The following is a 21,228-nucleotide window of genomic DNA, read 5'->3' on the forward strand; positions in this document are numbered from 1 at the left end:
GTTTTCCTCGCTACCGATTCCGACCGGACCCGCACCGACCGCTACGCAGGTCCTGTCACCTGGGCATTTCGCATCCGCAAGGGGTTGGCGTCAGCCTGATCGCAACGCCACTGCGGGCTTGACCGTGCTTCCCCACCGCCGGAAAGTGGCGGTCGAAAAGGGGCCGGAGTCGCCACCGTCGATATCCATACAGGGCGGCGGGGACGGCTGGTTCATGGCCGCAACATTGGTAGGCGATTCACACCGAGGCTGACGCCTGCAAGGCGAGGTGGCTTCCTTCCCAGCGGCTGCGCAGGCGCCGGTCGTGGCTCACGACCACGATGGCTCCGGGGAAGTGTGCGAGGGCGGTTTCCAACTCCTCGACCAGGGCGGGCGACAGGTGGTTGGTGGGCTCGTCGAGCAGCAGTACGTCCACGGGTTCGGTGACCAAGCGTGCCAAAGCGAGGCGCTGGCGCTGGCCGGTGGACAGGTCCTCGACCCGCGTCGTGAACTGGGAGACGTCGAACAGGCCCAGCGAGCGCAGTTGTTCGCCGTGGAATTCGGGGTCGCCGGCGCGGTCGCGGGCGAAGGCGACGAACATCATCCGTCCGCGCACGGCGGGCGGTGGTTCCTGCGCGAGGTAGCCGATGGTGCCGGTTCGGGTGACGGTGCCGGTGTCGGGGGTGAGTTCACCGGCCAGCGCGCGCAGCAGGGTGGTCTTGCCGGCGCCGTTCGGGCCGGTGATCAGCAGTCGGTCGCCCGCGGCCAGCTTCAGGCTGGTCGGTTCGAGCCTGCCCGCGACGGAGATGTCGGTGGCTTCGACCATCGTGCCCTGTGCGCCCGCGGTCGCGAGGGTGGGCGCGAAGCGCAGGGGTTGCGGCGGCGCGGGCACCGGGTCGGCGAGCAGGCGACGCAGCCGTTCCTGCGCGTTGCGGACCCGGCTGGCCACTGATTGCTGCACCCGTCCACCGGCGCGGCTGTAGGCCATTTTGTTGTTGTCGGACATGCCACGGCCGGGTGCGACTCGGCGGGCGGTGGTGTCGGCGGCTTCGCGGTAGCGGTCGGTGTCGGCCAGCCATTGCGCGTGCGCCTGCACCCATCGGGCGCGTTCGGCCTTCTTCTCCGCCAGGAATCCGGGGTAGCCGTCGTTGTAGCGGACCACGCGGCGCCGGTCCGCGTCGACTTCGAGCAGGCTGGTGGTCACTTTTTCGAGGAAGGCCCGGTCGTGGGAGACGGCCACCGTGGTGCCGCGTCGGGCGAGCAGGTGGTCTTCGAGCCAGGTCAGGGCGACGTCGTCGAGGTGGTTTGTCGGTTCGTCCAGCAGCAGCAGTTCCGGCGCCGCCGCCAGCACCGTGGCCAGCCGCAGTCGGACCTGCTCGCCGCCCGACAGCTCACCGATCACCCGGTCGCGATCGACCAGGCCCAAGCCCAGTCCGTGGAACGCCTGTTCCACTCGGGCGTCGGCGTCGTAGCCGCCGTGGTGTTCGAAAAGTATTGTCAGCTCGCCGTATTCGTCGATCCCGGACTCGTCGCCGTCGGCCATCGCGGCCTCGATGCGGCGCATCTTCGCTTCGACGACGCGCAGCTCGCGCAGGGCCTGGTCGATGAGCTGCTGGACGGTCAGGTGCTGGGGGAGTTGCTCGTCCTGCGCGAGGTAACCCACGCCGCCGTCGGCCTGAACGACGATCTCGCCGCTGTCGGGTTGCACCCGTCCGGCGAACAGCCGCAGCAGGGTGGTCTTGCCGGAACCGTTCTCGCCGATGATGCCTGTGCGTTCGCCGACGTCGAGCGAGCACGTCACATCCGCGAGGACGGGATTGCCGTCGAAAGACTTGCTGACCGACAGCGCGGTGATCTGGGTTGGCATGGCACTCTCCGAAGCATTCGAGGACGGCGCGGGCGTGGCCGCGGGGTCGGGTGAAAAGCTCGGAAGAATATTCGGGCAACCTCGCTTGGGTACGACAACTGTCGCTCCACGGTATCAAGCCGACGGTGGTGTGATCGCGGCCGCTCTTCAGGTCACTGGGCGAACCGGGTAGTCAGCTCGGTGGAGATCTCGTAGTGGCGGACGAGGAACGAACGCTCGTCCAGCTTCTTGCGTCGCAGCCAGCCGGTCACCTCGGCATTGCACTTGCTGGCGTTGCACGACCCACACGCGGGCACGACATTGCGCAGCGTGTACCGGCCGCCGCGCGAGATGGCCTGCACGCAGTCCTTCTGCAACGAACCGGCCGGAGAGCCGCAGTAAGCGCACCCGGCCCACGAGGTCTTGAGCGCGTCCCACTGCAAGTCGGTGAGGTCGTGGGTGACCTGCGCCATCCGCTTCTTACGCTTGCGTGCGGCGCGAACCTGTTTGCTTCCGCCGGTGGGCACGACAGTGAGAATACGCGCCGTGCCGGTCCACATCGGCTAGTCGTCAGGTGAGGCGCGGCGGTTGCGTTTGATCACACCACGCCGCTTCTTCGCGGAAATCCGACGTTCCTTCGAACCACGCGAAGGTTTAGTGGCCCGGCGAACAGCAGGAGGGGCGGCAGCGGCAGCACGCAGCAACGTTGCCAGGCGTTCCCGCGCGGCCGCACGATTCTGCAGCTGCGCGCGCTGCTCCGAGGCTGCGATCGTGATCACCCCGTTGACCAGTCGAGTAGCCAGCCGTTCCAGCATCCGAGCGCGCAACCCTTCCGGCACCGAAGGCGAGTTGGCAAGATCGAACGACAACTCCACCCGACTATCGGTGGTGTTGACATGCTGCCCACCCGGCCCGGACGACCGCGAGAACCGCTCCCGCAACTCGGACCCGGGAATCACCAGCCCCCGAGTCACCGTCAGGTCCTCCGCCATGCTCCGAAGCCGCTCTTTCCGATCAACGAGTCACCTCGGTCCAGGTGCGACTGAATGGTCACCTTGTCCTTCACGATAACGCCAACGCGCCGGTGACAGCCTTACCGGGCACTCACCCAACCCGTCTGGTGCACCCATCCCCTCCACGCCGCCGCCCCTTATCAGGGTCTATAATGAGCCGAATACCCTTGTACACCACAGTATTCGGCATTCCATCGTCATTATCCGGGTCCCCGGACTCCGAAGGATCCGGCAACTCCGCCATCTCCTCGACAACAATCTGCGCCCGCGCCGCCCCCGGATCGAACATCTCCTGAAACGGCCCGACAAACGACCCACCCAACCCCCGATGCTTCGCCCGAGCGGCCGCCCACCCGAACAGCACCAACGGGCCGACAGTACCGACCAGCAGCAACAAGTCCCCACCCATGCCCACGAGCGTACCGATGCCTGGCGAACTACTCTCCGGATCAGGCGGCGGTTCAGCGCGACCGATCAGTGAGGTTCTGTTCGAGCAGCAGGGGCTCATCGGTTGACGATTGGCCAACGGACTCGGACAAGAGGTCCGCGATGGTGACCGCCTCCGGCAGAGTCCATGTCGCGGCTTCGTCAGCGAGCAGTTGTTCCCACGACGGCGCTCCGGCTTTTGCTCGTGCCGCGGCGTCGGAGCGGACCTTCAGTGAAAGCATGCCGATCCTCATGAGGACAGGGATGTTGAGATGTCGTGCGGCCACGACGGTTTCGCCGGCGACTGCCGCTGCAGCGGTCTTCGACAAGCTGATCGCTCCGGCTGCGGCATGCGCCGCGAGCAGCATCTCTGTGTGTTTGGCCGCTGCGGCCGTCGCCAGACGTGCGGTGCCGGTGGAACGGTAGGCCCCAAGGTGCGTGTGGGTTCGGATGACGACTTCGGTCGCGAGCATCCCCAGACCAGGTGTCAAAACGCCGGAGCGAAGATTCAGCCCGTCGCCGGAATTCGTTCCGGCGTATGCGTCGTTGGCAAACTTCCGCAGGTCAGGGTTCGACATCTCGGTGAGCAGGGTCCAGCCCGGCAGCGGAAGGTTCATCGGGGTAACGAAGTCGGCAGCCCAGTGCTTCAACAGAAGCGCGACGGCGAGATGAGGCTCGGGCGCTCGAGCGAACGGCAGACCGGAGCGAGTTGTCGCAACCTTCGTGACCATCCGCTGTCCGTCCTGCCACCATGTGCCTTCGAATGTTCCCGTGCGGATCTGATTGAGGGCGGCAAAGAGTCGGCCGACGTCGTGGCCTGCAGACCGGACACGATGTGCCGGGCCGCCGAACTTCGGGCCGGTGTAATCGATGGGAAGACGGGCGGTCTCCTTCTCCCACCGGCGCAGCAGATCGCTCTTCTTCAACAGGGACAAGCCACTGAGTACTGCAGCGTCTACCTGGTCATCGTAGAGGTTCCCGAGTGCGCCGATGAGCCCAGAGATTCCGACGACCACCAAGTCGCTATGTTCCCACCGAAGCCGTTGTGCTGCTCGCCATCCATCGAGCTGCTGCAGCGCGATCGGGTCGAGGATGTCGGCCATCTCGGCCTCGCCCCATCCCTCGACTTCGCGACGCTGCTGATGGTGTGTGGTGAGACCTGAATAGGTGAAACCTGTTTGAGTGCTGGTGATGCGCTGGGTCGCCGCATCGTCGATCGGGCTGTCCGAAAGCGCTGCTGCAGCGATCATTTCGATGTCGTCCAGGTCGCGAGTGAGTGCGTCCAAGTTGCCGACGTAGTCGTCATCGATCGGCGAGCTCCGATCGTCGGGTTTGCCGCTAGCGGTGCTCACGCTGCAATCTCGAGATCGTCCGCGAGAACGGAGACACCTTCGGCAAGGGTCTCCACAGTCTTCTTCTCGCCCTCGAGCTCCTCGAGTTCGGCAAGCAAGGCCTGAAGCTCATCGTTTTCGGGGCCTGTGACACGTTCTTTGAGCCGGTCGGCGACGACCCGGAAGCGCGCGACGCGATCCTCGGCCACCACGCGTTGATCCCTCTCCGCATTCACCTCCGCCTGCTTGATCTCGAGCTGCGCACGAAGAGTTTCGATCCGCTCCGCCAACGTCACGACCGTCTTGCCGAGGTTGGTGACCCTCTCGCGAAGACTGACAATGACCGCTTTGGCCGCTTCTTCGTTGCCGTCGACATCGCGAAGCACAAGTTGGGTCACGACGTGGAGCCGGATCGCGTCGGCTGCGATGCGCGCTGCCGTGAACCCAGCAGCTTTACCAGCAAGCGTGACTGCCCCAACTCCCGCTGCGCCGCTGAATCCGGTGATGAGGGCGGCACCACCTGCCATGCCGAGCCCGCCGGCAGCGATGGAACCGCCGCCGATCGCGGCCAGGCCCGCCGAAGTAGCCACCGCGCCCGAATAGCCGAGAACAAGCGCGCCGTAGGCTCCGGCGATTGCTGGTGCGGCGAGGCCCCCGGTCAAGACGCCGAGCCCGAGGCCGGCACCGGCGAGCAGTGCGTATTTGGTCCAGTTGGTCGCCTTGGACAGCTTCTTGATCGCGTCCTTGTACGCGGTTTCCACAGCTTGGAGGTCTTCGGGATGCAGTTGATCCATCGACCCGTGAGCGGCGACGAGAGCTTCGGCTCGGACGGCCTTGTCCCACTTGCCCTCCACCCACGGCTCGAAGCCATACAAGTCGATGAGCAGAAGCAGTGCTCGAGACCTTCTCGTCACGACCGAAGACACCTCGGGCCCAGCGGATTCGAGCGCTTCGAGATTCGGAGACTCACCATCCGCGGCGATCTGGTCGACAACCTCGGCAACAGCGGGTGACCAGTCGAATTGGTTGCGGGCCACAATGGCCGCAACTGCGTTGTCCCGAAAGCAGTTACGGACTTCGCGCTTGGACGGAAGAAACTTGCCCTTCGACGCGGCGATGTCGCGCTGCATCATCCGGTACTGCCATGCCGTGAGAACAAAGTCCTCATCGGGGGAAAGTTCGAGCTTCTTCTGTACCTGCACTGCGTCCATGCGCGTGACAGTAGCGCCAAGGTCCGACAGGAAATGGCGATCTGAACGAACGGGGGTCGAGCGCCATCCCGTGGTTCGGTCGGAGCAGTCCGATTGCATTGTGTTCGTGAGAGATTCGTAGAAATGTCTCTCACGTGGGGGTGAACCTGTGTCAGCATGTGACGATCGTGATCGTCGCAGTGAACAGAGTCGATGGATGGCAGCTCGCCAGAACACTTTCCAGGTCAATAGACGTGCGTTGCTGCGTGGTGCGGCCGCGATGGCGGCGGGTGTCGGGATGGCAGGCCCGGCGCACGCGAGTCCGCGCAGGCGCGATAGCCCGGCAGGTAATTCCGTTGCGATTTTCGGGGCCGGGATCGGGGGATTGACTGCCGCGCACGAACTTGCCGAACGTGGTTTCGCGGTGACGGTTTACGACCGGAAGGAGCTGGGCGGGAAGTCGCGCACGATTCCGATGGTCGGCACGGGAGTCGGTGGGCGGGCGGCTTTGCCGGGTGAACATGGTGCGCGTGGGTTCACCTCGTTCTATCACCACGTGCACGACACGATGCGTCGCATCCCGGTTCCTGGCACGCGAAAGACCGTGTACGACAACCTGGTTCCGTTCTCGGTCACCGATCCGCGTTACCCGCGTGCGGGAAACCTGCCCGATGGCTTCCCGTTGATGTTCGGCTTCTACTTCGACCCAGAGGAAGCGCTCACACCTGTTGGGCTGCAACGGATTCTGACCGAGGTGTTCATGAAGAACAACCTCATTCCGTTGCCCGAAGCCATTCATATGGCGGGTCGGGTGGTCACCTATCTGACCTCGAGCGAACAACGTCGCTTCGGACAGTGGGAGCACGTGAGCTGGTGGGACTTCATCGGCGCGGGCAGTAGATCAGCGCAGTTCCAGGCCCTGGCCGCGACCGGCCTGACCCGGGCGCTGGTGGCGGCCAAGGAATACCTGGCCAGCACCCGCACCATGGGCAACATGATGGAGGGGTTCTTCATCGCGCTCATGCGCGAGCTGACCGGCGGGCCGAAGGTCTACGAGGTGCTCAACGGGCCGACCAACGAGACCTGGCTGGATCCATGGATCACGCTGCTCGAGAGCATGGGCGTGCAGTTTCGGCCGGGCGAGGCGCTCGAGGAACTCCTGGTCACCGACGGGCGTATCGGTGGCGCTCGAATTCGGCGCGCGACCGGCGGCTCCGCGCATGTCGAGGCCGACTGGTACGTGTGCGCGGTGCCCACCGACCGGGCGCGAGCGCTGTGGACACCGGAACTGCGGGAACTGGACCCGGCGCTGGGCCGGATGGACGCGCTGAACCTGGACTGGATGAACGGCCTGCAGATGTTCGTCAGCGAGAAACTCGACCTCGGCAAGGGGTACAACATCTACCTCGACGCGCCGTGGCGGCTGACCTCGTACACCCAGCGCGCGTTCTGGGACGTCGACTACTCCGCCGTCTACGGTGACGGCGCGATCGCCGACGGACTCACCATCGACATCGCCGACTGGGACACCCCGGGCATCCTGTTCGGCAAGCCCGCCAAGCAGTGCACGCACGAGCAGATCTACCAGGAGACGTGGGCGCAGATGACCGCCGCTCTCAACGACGACGGCCGAATCCAGTTGCCCGACGGCGTCGTTCGGGAATGGATGCTCGATCCCGGCATCGTGTGGAACGGGTACGAGAACACCAATGATGAACCGCTGCTGGTGAATACGATCGGCTCGTGGGACAACCGGCCCACCGCACAGACCCGCGTCCCGAACCTGTTCCTGGCCGCTGACTACGTGCAGACCAACTTCGACCTGGCCACCATGGAGGGTGCCAACGAAGCCGGGCGCACGGCCGCGAACGCGCTGCTCGCGGCGGCGGGGTCCCCGGCGACTCCCGCCCAGCTGTTCACCAGGGAGTCGATTCCGGCGTTCGAACCGCTACGGCAGGCCGACGCCGCGCGTTTTCGGGCGGGGCAGCCGAATTTGTTCGATCTGGGCTAGGTCTATGCGCGCGGGCCGAAGAACTCGGCGCGGGCGGCGTTGATGCGGGCTTGGGCTGCTGCGGCGCCTTGGAAACTGACCACGGCTGATCCGCCGCCGGCGATGCCAAGGGCGAGTAGGCCGCCGAGCACCGAGAGGAGGTCGGGCTCGGGGAGGATGCCGGTGTCGCTGGTGGGTACGACCTGGTGGGAGGGGGTAGGCGTGCCGCCGGCGGGTGCGGGTGCGGCGGGTGGGTTGCCAGGTGTTGCTGGGGGCGCGGGGGACTGTCCGGTTCCGTCGGGAGCGGATTCGGCGGGCGGGGCGACGGGAGGAGCGCCACCGCCACCGCCACCGCCACCGTCGGGTGAGGCGTTGCCCGGTGCTTCGCCGGGTGCTGGCGGGGCGGGTTGGGGAGCCTGCGGGGCGGGTGGTGAGGGCGCGGGAGGTTCGCCGGGGGATCCGGGTGCGGGTTCTGGGTCAGGTGCCTGTGGGCCGGGCGGACTGCCGGGGTTCGGGTTGTTGCCCTGATTGCCGCCGCCGTTGCCTTGATTGCCATTTCCGTTGCCGGGGTTTTGGTTGCCGTTGTTGCCTTGGTTACCGCCGCCGTTGCCTTGATTGCCATTGCCGTTGCCGGGGTTCTGATTGCCGTTCCCGTTGTTGCCCTGGTTCCCGCCACCATTGCCCTGGTTGCCGTTGCCGTTCCCCGGGTTCCCATTCCCATGGTCTCCCGGCGCTGCCACGAACTCAGTGCCCTCACCAGGCACGACGCCCGGCTGAGCGCCAGCGACCCCGCCATAACCGAGCAACCCGAGGACCCCCACGGCCCCGGCCACCGCAGCTGTTCGTCTCATCCGACCAGCTGTCACGTGCCCTCCGCCCTGCCCTCGGTCTCCCAGTTCACACTAATGCGGTCGGATCCGGCCCCGCCGGCGTTACGCCGTCACCGTGCATCCGGCTCCGGCACCGCACCAGGATCAGCGTCCGCTGCGTCGTCCACTTCCGGTTCGGTGGCCGCGTCGATCTGCTCACCGCAGTACCGAACGACCACCGCAACCATCGCAACCACCGGCACCGCGAGGAAAGCGCCGGTGATGCCGTACAGCGACCCGCCCGCGGTCACCGCGAGCAGCACGACCACCGCGTGCAATTCCATACTGCGACTCTGCAGAACAGGCTGCAGCACATTGCCTTCCAACTGCTGCACCGCCAACACCACGCACAGCACGATCAGCGCCGTGGTGAACCCGTTGCCGACCAACGCGACCAGCACAGCGAGTGCGCCCGCCACGAACGCGCCGACCATCGGCACGAACCCGCCGACGAACGTGATCACCGAAAGCACCAGTGCCAGCGGAACATCGAGGATGAACAGCGCCGAGCCGATGAGGACCGCGTCGACCATGCTGACGATCGCCTGCGTGCGGATGAACCCGCCCAGCGTGGCCCAGACCCGTTCCAGCACGGTTTCGATGTGACGGCCGCTGGGGTTGCCGAAGACCCGGCCGATCCACGGCAGCAACCGGGTGCCGTCTTTGAGGAAGAAGAACACCAGTACCAACAGCAGGAACACGGTGATCAGGACCGAGGTGGCGGTGGAGACGCCGCTGAACACGCCGTTGGCGATCTGCGCGCCGCTGGACTGCAGTCGCGCCACGATCGCGTCGACCGCGGAGTCGAGCTGTTCGTCGCGAATATTGAGCGGCGGTCCCTGGATCCAGTCGCGGATCTGGTTGACGCCGTCGGTGGACTTGTCGGCGAGTTCGGGTGCCTGATCGGCCACCGAGGGCACGATCAGCGCGATGACCCCGCCCAGCAGCCCGAGGAATCCCACCAGCGTGATCGTCGCGGCCAGCGCGGGCGGTACCTTGCGTCCGGTCAGCCAGCGGGTCAGCGGCCACAGGATCGTGGTCACCACGACGGCCAGCGCCACGGGCAGGATGATCACCCACAGCTGGCCGATGATCGTGCCGAGCACCCACGCGCCCGCCGCGATCGCCACGATGCACAGCGCCCATTTGGCCAGCCATAGGACCCCGCCGCCGATCACGTCCCCTCGGTCGCGTCGCGGTTCGGTCTTCGATTGCGTCCCACTGGGTTTGTTCACCGGCTCGCTCACGTCGCCAGTCTGGCACGCCGGTCGCCGGATCTCACGGCAGCGACGTAAGTTTCGTGCATGGGGTACGTGTGGCAGGCCTGGGGGCCGGTGTTGGTGGCGTGGGGGATCGGGGTCGCGGTGCTTCCCGTGATCGTGGGGTTGTTGGTGTGGTGGAGGTTGCGCGCGGGCGTGCCGCGACCAATTGCGTTGCGGCACAGCCTGACCGAAGTGGGCATTGTCGCGGGCACGCTGCCGTGGGTCTGGATGATCCTGACGCCGACCGGTGGCACCCGCGCGATCAGCGCGATCCCGCTGCGTGATCTGACCGCGACGGTGGGCGAGTTGTCGTTCGACACGGTGGTGCAGATCGGCGCGAATCTAGCGATCTTCTTCCCACTGGGATTCCTGCTTCCGCTGCGCTGCCCTCGCTTCACCGGGGTGTGGCGAATGTTCGCGCTGGGCGCGGCGCTGTCGGCGACCCTGGAAATCGCCCAGTTCGTCCTGGATATCGGACGGGTGTCGTCGGTCGACGACGTGCTGATGAACGCCGCGGGTGCCGGGCTCGGCGCGTACCTGCTCGCGAGAGTCGGGAAAGGCCGCGATCACAACACAGGGTGCGATTGCGTGGTCGGTGCGTAGGCGGTCGAACTGGGGGTATGCGCCTGATACTTCGGTTGTCGATGTAGGGAGACGTCATGGTGGACGCAGGCGAGAAAGTGCGCGGTGGTCGGTTGCGTATTCCCCGCAGCCGGGGCGCGCTGGGCGGGTTGGCGGTGCTGCTGCTGGGAATCTGGGGCGCGCTGATCCCGTTCCTCGGCCCGTATTTCGACTTCGCGTACACCCCTGACCGGGCGTGGGCGTGGTCGGCGGCGCGCGGCTGGTTGCAGGTGTTGCCGGGCGTGGTCGCGATCGTCGGTGGTCTGCTCATGTTGATGAGCCGCAACCGGTTGGTGGCCAGCTTCGGTGGCTGGTTGTCGGTGGCGGCGGGTGCGTGGTTCGTGATCGGGCCGTTCCTGGCCGCGTCACTGAGCCTGGGCGCCGTGGGTGAACCGGTTGCCACCACGGATCTGAAGCGCGCGCTACTGCAGCTGACGTACTTCTACGGCCTCGGCGCGCTGATCCTGTTCTTCGCCGCGACCTCGCTGGGCCGCCTGTCGGTGCGCAGCGCCCGTGACATCAGGTTCGCCGAACGTGCGCGCGCTGACGATCACCACCGTGTGGTCGAGGACGACGTGGTTCCCGCCGACGGCGCTCAGGCTACGACGCGCCCGCCGCTGGATGTCCAGAAACGACCGGTCTGACCGCGCCGTTTGACGGTGACCATGGTGTCGGCGCTGGGAAAATCGAGCACGCGCAGCCGCCCGGTCACCAGGTCGACCGTGTCGGCGACCACGCGACCCGCGCGGCGCGCGTCGTCGGCGAAACTGGTGCTGACCACCCGGTAGCTACGCTTGGGCGTGACCACCACATCGCCGGGTTGCAGTGCCCCCACCTCGGTGGATGGCTCGGTGGCGACCGTGGTCGGGGCTGGTCTTCGCATGAGCTCGATCAGTTTCAGCAACCTGTACTCCACACTGTGAAACGCCCGCTAAGACGTCCCGTTCGCCGGATTCGCGAACGGTATCGAAGTCTTTTTACCCACCGACGTCACTGTTGAACCCCTAGATCTCGAGAACATGCGCGCCGGGGGCGGTCGATGTGTGATTGCTCTCGAGAGGCGGCATAACCGAGCATTTGCCTCGGTGACGCCGTCGTGCAGTCCGGCAACCAGCCCGCAGATATCAACCCGCAGTCCGATTCGATCCCCTACCAAGGGATTACGGCCGACGAGAATTCCGTCGATAGCTTCGGAGTATCGAAATCGGCGCCCCAGGCAAGCGGCGGGCGTCGCCGACTCACGCTCTGAGGACGATCTATGACTGCTCTGATTCCCGAGTCGACCCCACGGCAGGCGCGGCGTGGCGCCGACGGTGATTACGCCCGTCTCTTGCGCCGAATCTCCGACGCCGGGCTGATGGACCGCCGTCCCCGCTATTACGCCGCGCGACTCAGCCTCGTCGGGGGAGCGTTCGCGGCGGGTTGGGCGGCGTTCTTCCTCATCGGCGATTCGTGGTGGACGTTGCTGGTCGCGGCCTTCATGGCGGTGACCTTCGCCCAAGTCGCCCTCGTCATGCACGACGTCGCGCACCGCCAGGTCTTCCGACTGCGCCGACCGACCGAGCTGGTGGGCCGCCTGTTCGGCAATGCCGGTATCGGCCTCGGGTACGGCTGGTGGCAGGACAAACACACCCGCCATCACGCCAATCCGAACCACGAGGAACTGGACCCCGACGTCGCGCCCGACATTCTGGTCTGGTCGCAGCGGCAGGCGCGGTCCAGCCGTGGTCTGGTGCGTCTGGTCGGGCGGGCGCAGGCGTTTCTGTTCTTCCCGCTGCTGTTGCTGGAAGGCTTCAACCTGCATCTGGCCGGTGTGCGTGCGCTGCGCAATCAGTCGGTCAAACGGCGCGGTGTGGAAGGTGCGCTGTTGTTGGGCCACTTCGCCCTCTACCTGACCGCTTTGTTCGCGGTGCTGCCCGCGGACAAGGCGTTCGCGTTCATCGCCGTCCACCAGGGCCTGTTCGGCCTCTACATGGGTTGCATCTTCGCCCCGAACCACAAGGGCATGCCGACGCTGACCGGCGATGATCGACCCGACTACCTCCGTCGCCAGGTCCTGACTTCCCGCAATGTGCGCGGCGGCGCGTTCACCGACATCGCCCTCGGCGGTCTCAACTATCAGATCGAGCACCACCTGTTCCCGAGCATGCCGACGCCGAACCTGCGTCACGCCCAGGTGATCGTGCGCGACTACTGCGCCGAAATCGGCGTGCCTTATCACGAGACCGGCCTGATCGCCTCGTACCGCGAGGCACTGACGCACCTGCACCAAGTCGGCGCGCCCTTGCGACACTCTGAGCGCTAATCCCGCAGTGCAACAACATAATTCACGCTTACGGCAAGCTGTCGAACCGGACGTTGTGGGCCACAGCAGTAACGTGCAGCCCGTCAGCGCCCGGTTGGATGGCGGTCAGCCGGGCGCCCAGTGGCAGCCGTTGCAGCGGGACGACGAAGGTCAGGGCGCTTTGCAGCATGGTCAGCGAAATCGTCGGCCCACCGGCCGCGGGTTGGACCGAGACCGGAGTGACCTCGATACCCTGCTCGACCGGCGCGACGGTGACGAACACCGTCGCGGGCACATGCAGCCCCGCCACCGAGAAAGTGCCGGTCGCGCGCAGACCGTCGGGGCTGTCGGAGATCGATTCGACCCCGTCGGGCGCGAAGCTCCGCACGACGTCATAGGGCACCACCGCCGTCGCGGTCGCCGTACCCGCGACGAGATTCGACGTGCGATTGTCGATGATGTCGGCCAACGGCGCCGACACATCGTTCAACGCAATGTTGAGGTCGTGGACGGACAAGCCCTCGCCACTCCAGTCGCCGACCCGGATGTCGATGTGGCGATAGTTGCCGTCCACGGCCTGGGTCAGGAACGGAATCCCGCGGATTACGACGTCGGGTTGGTGGGGGAGGTGGTATTCGGCGGCGATCTTGCGGGCGATCTCGTTCTGCGCCACCCCGACCGCGACCCGATCGCCCACGACCAGCGCGATCGCGAGCACGATGAGCAGAATCAGCAGTGCGCGCATACGTTCACCCTCTCGGCCATCCCACCATCATGCGGTGGATCAGTGCCGGGTGGTGTTATTCCACAGCTGTGCCGCGAGCCAGAAGGTCGCCGCTGCCACCATCGCGCCCCAGGCGATCCGGCCGATCTGCGGCAGGAAGAATTGCGGCAGCATCGTGACCAGCAGCGCCGCGAGCGGGACGCCACTCCAACGATCGAGCGTGCCCGAACGCCACACCGCCACCGCAGCCAGGACCGCGGCGACCGCGATCAGTGTCAGGCCGAGCGCGAACACGGTCATCGCGGTCGCGTCGTACCGGAAGGCGTTGCCGACCTCGGTGAGCGTGGCGTCGCCGTCGGCTACCGCCCGCCGACCGATCGCTGCCAGGCCATAAGTCTCCGCGCCGTAGTACGAGATCGTCAGCGCAGACCCGATGTAGCCGATTGTGGTGGCCTTCGCGGCCGTGGCCTCGTTGCGGGTGTCCGCGAGATGGTCGCGCAGTGCGCTGTATCCGAGCGGGATGAGGACGAGTCCGATGATCGCGGCCAGATGGGCCAGCGACCAGCCGGTGCTCGCCCATGACTGGGCGCTTTCGAGCGTGGTCTGGTCGGCGACGCGCGGGGCGGCGACCTCGTAGATCACGAACAGGACCCCCGCGAGTGCGAAGGCGACGGCGCCCATGCGGCTTCGGAGACGAGCGGGTGAGGACATGATGCTCCTTCGATCCGCACCGTTCATTTACGAGAGCGGTGCTCTTTTATTGCTTGGAGCAATGGTCGCACGCCTGCGCGGGCAAAGCAAGAGCAGTGCTCTTGTTTGTTGGGGAGGTGGGAGGAATCAGAGATCGCCGGTGCGACGAACGGATCCGCTGAGACCGTGATCGCGATGGCCGGACACAGGACGCCGCCGAAGCCCGCGAACCCGAGCTGGAATGATCGGGGGCAGTGCCGCTCGACCGGGGTGGCCCTGTGTGGGACGGGAACTCGTGGGCACCGCTGTACTTCTGATATCGATCGTGCTGGTCCTGGCAGTGATGTTCGCGGTGCCGTGGTGGGTGTTGGTCGCGGGGCCGACCGGGCGCAGCGGGACCGCGTACCGGATCGGCACGGGGGCATGTGTTGTCGGGTATGTGTGTGTCCCTGTCGCCATGGTCCTCGGGCACGGGCCGCCGCAGTTCGATCCCGCGGCGATCGTCGGTGACGTCGCGCTCGGGGTGTTGTGGGTGGTTTTCGTCTGGTCGTTGATCGGGCTGGTGGTGCGGGGCGGGCTCGGTGTCGCGGGGGTAAAGGGGTTGCGGGTCAGCCGGGGTGTGGGGTGTGGCGGTGGCCGTGGTGGTTATCGCGTTGGGGCTCAGCGTGTTCGGGGTGTACGAGGCGCGGCGGATCCCGCAGGTGCGCACCGTCGATATCGCGATTCCGGGGCTGGCCGACGGGCTCGACGGGTTGCGCGTGGTGGTCATCACCGACACCCACTTCGCGGCATTGGATCGCGAGCAATGGTCGAAGGAAGTTGTCGACAAGGTCAATGCGCAGCGGCCCGATATCGTCGGTCTGGCAGGCGATCTCGTCGATGGTTCGGTCCACAAGCGTCGCGATCAGGTCGCGCCGCTCGCGGGGGTCGAAGCGCCGCTGGGCCGGTTCTACATCACCGGTAACCACGAGTACCTCGACGACGCGCAGAGCTGGATCGACTACATGGCGTCCATCGGCTGGCAGCCGCTGCACAACGCGCACCGAACCGTCGATCGCGACGGTGACCGACTGGTCGTGGCCGGTATCGACGACCCGGCGGGCGCCGACGTGGCCGGTCACGGCCCCGACCTGCCCGCCGCGCTCGCCGGCACCGACCCCGCGCTGCCGGTGGTCCTGCTGGCGCACCAACCGAAACAGGTCGCCGACAGTTCCGCGGCCGGGGTGGAACTGCAGATCTCCGGGCACACGCACGGCGGTCAGATCTGGCCGTTCCACTATCTGGTCCGCCTCGATCAGCCGGTGGTCCAGGGTCTGAGCAAGCACGCCGACAACACTCAGCTCTACACCAGTCGCGGCACCGGCTACTGGGGGCCGCCGATGCGGGTCTTCGCACCCAGTGAGATCACTGTGCTGGTGCTGCACCCGCAGCGCTGAACCTCACCTGTCGATCGGCAGGCGCACGATCCGGTCGTCCCCGGCGGCCGGATCGCCGCGCCCATCGGTGTTGTTGGTCAGCAACCACAGGGAACCGTCGGGGGCGACGGCGACATCGCGCAGGCGCCCGTACTCGCCGACCAGGTGCTCGGTCGAGTGGGTCAGGTTGTCGAGCGGGATCTGACGCAGTCGCTCGCCGCGCAGGTTCGCGATGTAGACCGACCCGTCGATGATCGTCATGCCACTGGGACTGGCTTCGGACGGCTTCCACTGTTGAACGGGGTCGATGAAACCCGCGCGCCCGGCGAGGCCTTCGACCTCGGGCCAACCGTAGTTGCCGCCGGGTTGGATGAGATTCAGTTCGTCCCAAGTGTTTTGACCGAATTCGCTGGCGAACATCCGGCCGTCGGGAGCCCACGTGATGCCCTGCGGGTTGCGGTGACCGTAGCTGTAGACCAGCGAGCCGGGGATGGGATTGTCGGCAGGGGCTTTCCCGTCCGGGGTCATTCGCAGGATCTTTCCGGCGAAGGCGGCGCGATCCTGGGCGGCTGCGCGGTTGCCCGCGTCGCCGACTGTCGTATAGAGCATCCCGTCGGGACCGAATGCGATCCGACCGCCGTTGTGATTGGTCGCGGCAGGCAGCCCGGTGAGAATTGTTGTCCCGCTGCCGAGTTGGAGGCTGCCCGGTACTCCGGTGAGGTCGAAGCGCTCGATGCGATTGTCGTCGGCGGCGGTGTAGTAGGCGAACAGTTGTCCATCGCGCACAGCGATTCCGAGCAGTCCACCCTCACCTACCGCTTCGACACCATCGATGACGCCCACCTCGTGTTGCGTTCCGCCGGAACCGATTTCGAGGATCCGCCCGCTGTCCCGCTCGCTCACCAGCGCGGTCGCGCCGTGAAAGGCGATCGACCACGGCGCGTCGAGCCCATCGGTGACAGTGGAGTTGACGCCCGATGACCCGGTCCGGGTGGTCGACAGCTGGGAACCGTCCTCCGGACCGGCAGAGCACGCGCACACCACACCGACAGCCACGACGAGAAACGCTGTTCTGCGGAACTCCATACCTTCGAGAGTAAGCGTGCGCGATCGCCGGTGATTTTCCTACTCGGTGGGTGGCGTCCCGGACAGTTCGGTGATCGCGCGGGCAACAGCGTCGGCCAGCGCGTTGCCGACGCTGCGGTAGTAGTCGAGCGCACTGCGGTACTGGTCGATGGCCTCGGTCGGCCTGCCCGCTGCGCGGTAGGCGTCGCCGAGCAGGCGGCGGGTGTGCGCCTGCTGTTTACGCACGTCCTCTGCCTCGAAACCCCGCAAAGCCGCGGTGAAGGTGGCGATCGCTTCGTCGGTCGAGCCGAGGTCCGATTGTGCGCGTCCGAGGATCAGCCGGGCCTTCGCGGTGTTGTCGGTTTCGGTCGGCTCGTCGACGAAGTAGTCGATGGCCTGTTGGGCGTCTGTCACCGCGCGGGCGAGGTTGCCCGAGGCGTATTCGGCGCGAGCACGCTGCAGCAGCAGAATAGCGAACGCCCTGGCCTGTTCGGCGGGGCTGATCAGGCTGCCGGAGGCGACGACGACGTCCCACGACTGCTGGTACGCCGCCAGCGCGGTGGCGAACTGTCCCTGCGCCGCGGCGATCTTGCCCAGCCACTCGAGTGCGCTCTGCTCACCGAGCAGGTGGTCGGTGGTGCGCGCCAACTGCAGTGCGCGCGTGAAGCATTCGCGCGCGTCGGCGTACTCGGTGAGTTCCAGGTAGGCGCTGCCGAGCTGCGAGGACAGTTGCATGATGCCCAGGTCGCAACTTGCTGCTTCCGCGGACGCCAGGCCGAGCACGTGCGTGTCGATCCAGGCCTCGTACCGGCCGTGCAGGTGCAGGTACTTCCACAGGGCGACACACAACGGCCAGGCCAGGCCGTGCAGTTCAGCCCGGTGCGCGGCTCGTACTGCGGCAACGAGGTTGGCGTCCTCGGCGTCGAACCATGCCAGCGCCGCCGGACGGGTGAACAGCGGAACACCGTCCGGATGCAGGGCCACCATCAGGTCCGACACCGGCGACACCCACCAGCGCTGCGAGATCACCGCGGCCCGAGGCAACGCCTCGCGCAGAAACCAGGTGACCCAGTCTTCGACGGCCTGCCGCAACACAGTCGGGTCATCGGTGGCCAGCGCTCGGGCGCGTGCGTCGTCGCGCAGCACCGGGTGGAATGCGAAGCGGTCGCGGGCGGGGTCGGTGCAGGTGAGCAGGCTCAGCTCGGTGAGGCGTTCGAGCAATTCGTAGGCGGCGTCGGCTTCGATGCCGAGGATCGCAGCGACCGCGTCGACGCCAAAATGCGCTGCGGGGAGGGAACCGAGGCGGCGGTACGCGATTTTCTCGGCGTCGGTGAGGTTGTCGTAGGCGGTGTCGAGGAAGCGCTGCATGCGCTGTTCGTCATCGAGCTTCAGCAGCCGGACGCCTGACTTGCGTAACTGCGACAACAGTATTCGCGCTTTCGGCGGCCTGCCGCAGATCTGAGCGGCCAGCACCTTGATCAGCAGGGGGATACCGCCGCAGAACGTTGTCAGTTGGTCGATCGTGGCATCGTCGAGTGACAGGGCGGTATCGCCGAGCCCGGCGCGGAACAGCTCCTCGGCCGCCTCGGCGGACAGCAGGTCCGGCGTGAACGGTGCGAACCCCCGCTGCTCCAGTGTGCTGGACCGCAAAGCGCTGGTGGCCATGATGATCGCGTCTGGCGCGTCGACCGGGATGAAGGGCAGGATCTGGGCGATATTGTCGATGTCGTCCACGACGAGAAGGAACTTCTTGTGGCTGCTGGCCACGGCCTGGAAACTATCGGCCTTCTCGAACTCGGTGGTCCCCTGATCGGCTTCTGGCACTGCGAATTTCAGCAGGGCGCGCGAGAGCAATTCGCCTAGCGGCACGGTGTTGCCGTCGGGGTGGCGTCCGGACAGCCAGACCAGCGGGCCGTTGATCAGGTGCTGGTATCGGTTCCAGAACTGGGTCACGGTGCACGAGACCCCGAGTCCTTCGAGGCCGTGCAGGTACAACAGGGCTGGTTTGCCGCGGTGGTGGTCTAGTTCGATCTGCGCGGCCATGTCGTCCATGACGGGCTGTCGAGGCAGGAAAGGATCGGCCCACGGCGGGACCATGCTCGCGCTCACTGACATGCCCTCCCCGCGACCGGCCTTCGAGACGGATGCCTCACTGTATACGGCGCCTGTCCACGCGTCGACTGTCCGTGTGCGGGGTTGGGCTACTCAGGAGAGGAGTCAATATTGGTGAGTGAGAACGTAATTCGGTGCTCTCCGACCATAAGTGTGTAGGCCTCTGGTTCTTCACCGGCGGCTGTGTCCGGGTCGATGTGCGCGACGGCGGCGATGTAGGCGACAGGCAGCGGCCCGGTGAGCGAGCCTTGTGAGAACGCCTCCAGCGTGGTGCCGTTCCGGTATCGCAGCCGCACTCGTCCGGGACCGACCTCGATCACAGCCATCGAGCATCCGGGCCGCTGTTCCAGTGTGCGGCACAGCAATTCGTCGGAATCGGCGTCTGTTTTCGAAACCACGACCACATCGGCGTTGGCGCTCAGATCGCGTCGCGGATGGTCTTCGTGCACGACCAGTGTCGCGTCGGTGGTGCGGTGACCGCGTCGCCGACGTGCGGTGACGTCGGCCGGCCAGCGACGGATTCGCGCGATATTGCCACCCAGACCGTCCGGGTTCCATTCACAAGATATCCAGCAGGCACCGACGTGTTCCTGATAAGGCACGAGATCACTTGCGGGATAGGGAAATTCAGGGGCGATGCGATCGGGTTCGGGCAACTGCAACAGGCGGTAGAACGTGGCTCGCAGCGTATCGAGACAGGCGCCGGGGTGTGAGGTGGCCGATGCGCGCAGGTCACCCATCGTGCCCGGGTCGTACTCGGTGATCGTCCGCGCGATCTGCTCGGGCAGGGGCCGCAGGGGATGCAGTGTCGGCGCCAGGTTTCCCAGCAGATCGATGGTGCAGCCGTCGGCTACCTCGTCACGCGGAAAGGCGGCCAGCGCGGTCGGAATGCCCTGTGCTGCCGCATATCCGGTGACCGAGCCGTGATCGCCGATGACGATATCGGAGGCCAGAACGGTGTGCTGCCAGCCGGTGACGGGTGGAATGAGGCGAAGGCCCGCACGCAGCGCGTCGGCGAACCACGTGCGTAGCTGCAACGGGCCGTGCGCGAACCAGGCATTCGGGTGGACTATCGCGGCGACGATGTGGTCGTCGAGGGGGAGTTCGGCGAGCAGGTCATTGATCAAGTCAGGATGCCGGCCGAGCACCGAACCCGGTCCCCACGTGGACGATACGGTCACCACGGTGGTGTCGGCGGTGGCGCCCAGTGCCGTGCGGTAGGCGTGGATCAGGTGACGGCTGGCTCGCATACGGTCGAAGCAGGGGTCGCCGGCGACGACGACGTTGGGCAGGGCTTCGGGGACTGTCAGGGCCAGGCGTTCGCGGTCGTCTTCGTGCGAAAGAACAATGGCTTCGGGAATGGACCCATCCCGCACCAACCACCGCCGCCCCAAGCCGTAGACGTTTCCTGTTTCCTGTTTCCTGTTTCCTGTTTCCTGTTTCCTGTTTCCTGTTTCCTGAGCTATTTTAGTATAGCCAATTCCGTGCGAAAGCACAGCTAAAGGCGCAGAAATTTTATGAAGATCACCGCTGTGATGTACCGATATCGCCAGGTCGAATTCGTCGGATATCGCGCGGCTCCACGCAATGCGAATCGCCCCGGATTCGTCGAGGTGGCGTTCCACATCGCCTGTCACGTGGGAAACATCAGGAAAGGTGAAGAGCAGCTGAATTCGGCGGTCGGAATCGAAAACGGGAAGGATATCCGCCAGTCGATTCCACGCCGTCATGGTGTGGACCACGATCAGCACCGTTCGCGTGGTCTGCACGGTGATCCAGTGCGGATGCCCCGATCCGGACGGTTCGACTTGCTCCGGCGTCCGGTACACCTGACTCTCCCACTGGCCGATCGTTGCCCCACAGTATCGTGGCCGCGCCGCGCACCGGCGTCGGGGCCGCGCGATGGTGATCCTGCGGGGTCGGGAAGTTCGTGGTTCATTGGGGAGATGACTCTGCAATTGTGGTTGACTGCGGCGGTCGCGATCGTGGGCAATGTGGCCGTGGTCGCCAACGGTCTGCTCAGCGCTCGTAATGCCACGCGACTGGCGATCAAGATGCGCGAAGTCGATCGCCGAGACGGTCATCGCAAGGAGTATGTCGATGCCTGTCGCGCCTTTTTGGCGGCCGCTCGGTTATTGCGGGCGGCCGGTGATCGCACCCGTTCGAAAGAAGCCGAGACCGCGCTGGGTGAGTTGCGTCGAGCGGTGGCGGGAATCGAGCTGTATCGGCCCGATCTCGCCGACGGGGTGCTCGGCGCCGCGCTGACGGCCTGCGAACGCCTGGCCGACCTGCGCGCCCACGGCGCACCCAGCGGTTCGATCACTGCGGCCGAATCGGAGTGCCGCACAATGCTGTCCGAGGCGCGCACCGCGATCGCCATAGATCTGCCCGACATCGCGGCCTCCTGACAT

The 21,228-nt window shown here is 66.1% G+C and carries 19 protein-coding genes; 6 read left to right on the forward strand and 13 right to left on the reverse strand.

The genetic code is table 11. The features are described 5' to 3' along the window. Positions 1-238: 238 nt before the first annotated feature. From ACFWU5_RS09440 to ACFWU5_RS09460, 5 genes are all read right to left on the reverse strand, one after another. Positions 239-1,846 carry an ABC-F family ATP-binding cassette domain-containing protein gene (locus ACFWU5_RS09440; RefSeq protein WP_379266745.1) on the reverse strand — a complete coding sequence of 536 codons (1,608 nt, stop codon included), beginning with the start codon at positions 1,844-1,846 and terminating at the stop codon, positions 239-241. 152 nt (positions 1,847-1,998) lie between these two features. Beyond that, the gene (locus ACFWU5_RS09445; protein WP_379266746.1) at positions 1,999-2,385 is read right to left on the reverse strand and encodes an HNH endonuclease; all 387 of its coding nucleotides are present in this window, start codon (positions 2,383-2,385) and stop codon (positions 1,999-2,001) included. Between the two features lie 3 nt (positions 2,386-2,388). Beyond that, on the reverse strand, positions 2,389-2,817 hold the full coding sequence (arfB, locus tag ACFWU5_RS09450) for an alternative ribosome rescue aminoacyl-tRNA hydrolase ArfB (RefSeq protein WP_379241601.1): 429 nt from the start codon (positions 2,815-2,817) through the stop codon (positions 2,389-2,391). 482 nt (positions 2,818-3,299) lie between these two features. Next, complete coding sequence (locus ACFWU5_RS09455) at positions 3,300-4,616, reverse strand: hypothetical protein (RefSeq protein ID WP_379241602.1); 1,317 nt, start codon at positions 4,614-4,616, stop codon at positions 3,300-3,302. Continuing rightward, a complete protein-coding gene (locus ACFWU5_RS09460) occupies positions 4,613-5,806 on the reverse strand; it encodes a hypothetical protein (RefSeq protein ID WP_379241603.1) in 1,194 nt (397 codons plus the stop codon). Before ACFWU5_RS09460 ends, ACFWU5_RS09455 begins: the two co-directional genes overlap by 4 nt. 196 nt (positions 5,807-6,002) lie before the next feature. Here ACFWU5_RS09460 and ACFWU5_RS09465 point away from each other — a divergent pair, with 196 nt between their 5' ends. Continuing rightward, positions 6,003-7,796 carry an FAD-dependent oxidoreductase gene (locus ACFWU5_RS09465; RefSeq protein ID WP_379241604.1) on the forward strand — a complete coding sequence of 598 codons (1,794 nt, stop codon included), beginning with the start codon at positions 6,003-6,005 and terminating at the stop codon, positions 7,794-7,796. A gap of 2 nt (positions 7,797-7,798) precedes the next feature. Here the strand turns inward: ACFWU5_RS09465 and ACFWU5_RS09470 are convergent, their stop codons facing one another. Continuing rightward, on the reverse strand, positions 7,799-8,626 hold the full coding sequence (locus tag ACFWU5_RS09470) for a hypothetical protein (RefSeq protein WP_379266747.1): 828 nt from the start codon (positions 8,624-8,626) through the stop codon (positions 7,799-7,801). An 89-nt stretch (positions 8,627-8,715) separates the two neighbouring features. Further along, a complete protein-coding gene (locus tag ACFWU5_RS09475) occupies positions 8,716-9,891 on the reverse strand; it encodes an AI-2E family transporter (protein ID WP_379266748.1) in 1,176 nt (391 codons plus the stop codon). Between the two features lie 57 nt (positions 9,892-9,948). On the opposite strand from ACFWU5_RS09475, the gene ACFWU5_RS09480 reads away from it, so the two are divergent. Continuing rightward, positions 9,949-10,509 (forward strand): VanZ family protein, encoded by a 561-nt coding sequence (locus ACFWU5_RS09480; RefSeq protein WP_379266749.1) that lies wholly within the window; start codon positions 9,949-9,951, stop codon positions 10,507-10,509. 56 nt (positions 10,510-10,565) lie between these two features. After that, positions 10,566-11,171, forward strand: coding sequence for a hypothetical protein (locus tag ACFWU5_RS09485; protein WP_379241607.1), 606 nt, complete (start codon positions 10,566-10,568; stop codon positions 11,169-11,171). Here ACFWU5_RS09485 and ACFWU5_RS09490 read toward each other — a convergent pair. Continuing rightward, entirely contained in the window at positions 11,123-11,410 is a 288-nt protein-coding gene (locus ACFWU5_RS09490; RefSeq protein ID WP_379241608.1) for a hypothetical protein, read from the reverse strand. The two genes, ACFWU5_RS09485 and ACFWU5_RS09490, sit on opposite strands and share 49 nt — an antisense overlap. 375 nt (positions 11,411-11,785) lie before the next feature. On the opposite strand from ACFWU5_RS09490, the gene ACFWU5_RS09495 reads away from it, so the two are divergent. Further along, positions 11,786-12,832: a fatty acid desaturase family protein gene (locus ACFWU5_RS09495; protein WP_379266750.1), complete on the forward strand. Its 1,047-nt coding sequence runs from the start codon at positions 11,786-11,788 to the stop codon at positions 12,830-12,832. 28 nt (positions 12,833-12,860) lie between these two features. Here the strand turns inward: ACFWU5_RS09495 and ACFWU5_RS09500 are convergent, their stop codons facing one another. Beyond that, positions 12,861-13,556, reverse strand: coding sequence for a DUF2993 domain-containing protein (locus tag ACFWU5_RS09500; protein ID WP_379241610.1), 696 nt, complete (start codon positions 13,554-13,556; stop codon positions 12,861-12,863). Positions 13,557-13,595: 39 nt separating this feature from the next. Beyond that, the gene (locus ACFWU5_RS09505) at positions 13,596-14,246 is read right to left on the reverse strand and encodes a hypothetical protein (protein WP_379266751.1); all 651 of its coding nucleotides are present in this window, start codon (positions 14,244-14,246) and stop codon (positions 13,596-13,598) included. Between the two features lie 611 nt (positions 14,247-14,857). Here ACFWU5_RS09505 and ACFWU5_RS09510 point away from each other — a divergent pair. Next, positions 14,858-15,661, forward strand: a complete 804-nt coding sequence (locus ACFWU5_RS09510) for a metallophosphoesterase (protein WP_379266752.1) — start codon at positions 14,858-14,860, stop codon at positions 15,659-15,661. Positions 15,662-15,664: 3 nt separating this feature from the next. On the opposite strand, the gene ACFWU5_RS09515 is transcribed toward ACFWU5_RS09510, so the two are convergent. From ACFWU5_RS09515 to ACFWU5_RS09525, 3 genes are all read right to left on the reverse strand, one after another. Then, positions 15,665-16,726, reverse strand: a complete 1,062-nt coding sequence (locus ACFWU5_RS09515; RefSeq protein ID WP_379266753.1) for a PQQ-dependent sugar dehydrogenase — start codon at positions 16,724-16,726, stop codon at positions 15,665-15,667. A gap of 39 nt (positions 16,727-16,765) precedes the next feature. Further along, positions 16,766-18,814 carry a tetratricopeptide repeat protein gene (locus ACFWU5_RS09520; RefSeq protein WP_379266754.1) on the reverse strand — a complete coding sequence of 683 codons (2,049 nt, stop codon included), beginning with the start codon at positions 18,812-18,814 and terminating at the stop codon, positions 16,766-16,768. 92 nt (positions 18,815-18,906) lie between these two features. Further along, entirely contained in the window at positions 18,907-20,901 is a 1,995-nt protein-coding gene (locus ACFWU5_RS09525) for a hypothetical protein (RefSeq protein ID WP_379266755.1), read from the reverse strand. Between ACFWU5_RS09525 and ACFWU5_RS09530 the strand changes: the two genes are divergently transcribed. Next, positions 20,872-21,225, forward strand: a complete 354-nt coding sequence (locus ACFWU5_RS09530; protein WP_379266756.1) for a hypothetical protein — start codon at positions 20,872-20,874, stop codon at positions 21,223-21,225. The two genes, ACFWU5_RS09525 and ACFWU5_RS09530, sit on opposite strands and share 30 nt — an antisense overlap. The last annotated feature ends 3 nt before the right edge of the window (positions 21,226-21,228 follow it).

Origin of the sequence: Nocardia sp. NPDC058640, from assembly GCF_042716995.1 — a bacterium.
In the GTDB taxonomy this organism is placed as follows: Bacteria; Actinomycetota; Actinomycetes; order Mycobacteriales; family Mycobacteriaceae; genus Nocardia.

Excerpts from the sequence above, each read along its gene's own strand:
- ACFWU5_RS09440 (WP_379266745.1), bottom strand. The coding sequence starts at position 1,846 with ATGCCAACCCAGATCACCGCGCTGTCGGTCAGCAAGTCTTTCGACGGC.
- ACFWU5_RS09445 (WP_379266746.1), bottom strand. The coding sequence starts at position 2,385 with ATGTGGACCGGCACGGCGCGTATTCTCACTGTCGTGCCCACCGGCGGA.
- arfB (WP_379241601.1), bottom strand. The coding sequence starts at position 2,817 with ATGGCGGAGGACCTGACGGTGACTCGGGGGCTGGTGATTCCCGGGTCC.
- ACFWU5_RS09460 (WP_379241603.1), bottom strand. The coding sequence starts at position 5,806 with ATGGACGCAGTGCAGGTACAGAAGAAGCTCGAACTTTCCCCCGATGAG.
- ACFWU5_RS09465 (WP_379241604.1), top strand. The coding sequence starts at position 6,003 with ATGGCAGCTCGCCAGAACACTTTCCAGGTCAATAGACGTGCGTTGCTG.
- ACFWU5_RS09470 (WP_379266747.1), bottom strand. The coding sequence starts at position 8,626 with ATGAGACGAACAGCTGCGGTGGCCGGGGCCGTGGGGGTCCTCGGGTTG.
- ACFWU5_RS09480 (WP_379266749.1), top strand. The coding sequence starts at position 9,949 with ATGGGGTACGTGTGGCAGGCCTGGGGGCCGGTGTTGGTGGCGTGGGGG.
- ACFWU5_RS09485 (WP_379241607.1), top strand. The coding sequence starts at position 10,566 with ATGGTGGACGCAGGCGAGAAAGTGCGCGGTGGTCGGTTGCGTATTCCC.
- ACFWU5_RS09490 (WP_379241608.1), bottom strand. The coding sequence starts at position 11,410 with ATGCGAAGACCAGCCCCGACCACGGTCGCCACCGAGCCATCCACCGAG.
- ACFWU5_RS09495 (WP_379266750.1), top strand. The coding sequence starts at position 11,786 with ATGACTGCTCTGATTCCCGAGTCGACCCCACGGCAGGCGCGGCGTGGC.
- ACFWU5_RS09500 (WP_379241610.1), bottom strand. The coding sequence starts at position 13,556 with ATGCGCGCACTGCTGATTCTGCTCATCGTGCTCGCGATCGCGCTGGTC.
- ACFWU5_RS09505 (WP_379266751.1), bottom strand. The coding sequence starts at position 14,246 with ATGTCCTCACCCGCTCGTCTCCGAAGCCGCATGGGCGCCGTCGCCTTC.
- ACFWU5_RS09515 (WP_379266753.1), bottom strand. The coding sequence starts at position 16,726 with ATGGAGTTCCGCAGAACAGCGTTTCTCGTCGTGGCTGTCGGTGTGGTG.
- ACFWU5_RS09530 (WP_379266756.1), top strand. The coding sequence starts at position 20,872 with ATGCGCGAAGTCGATCGCCGAGACGGTCATCGCAAGGAGTATGTCGAT.
- ACFWU5_RS09525 (WP_379266755.1), bottom strand. The coding sequence starts at position 20,901 with ATGACCGTCTCGGCGATCGACTTCGCGCATCTTGATCGCCAGTCGCGT.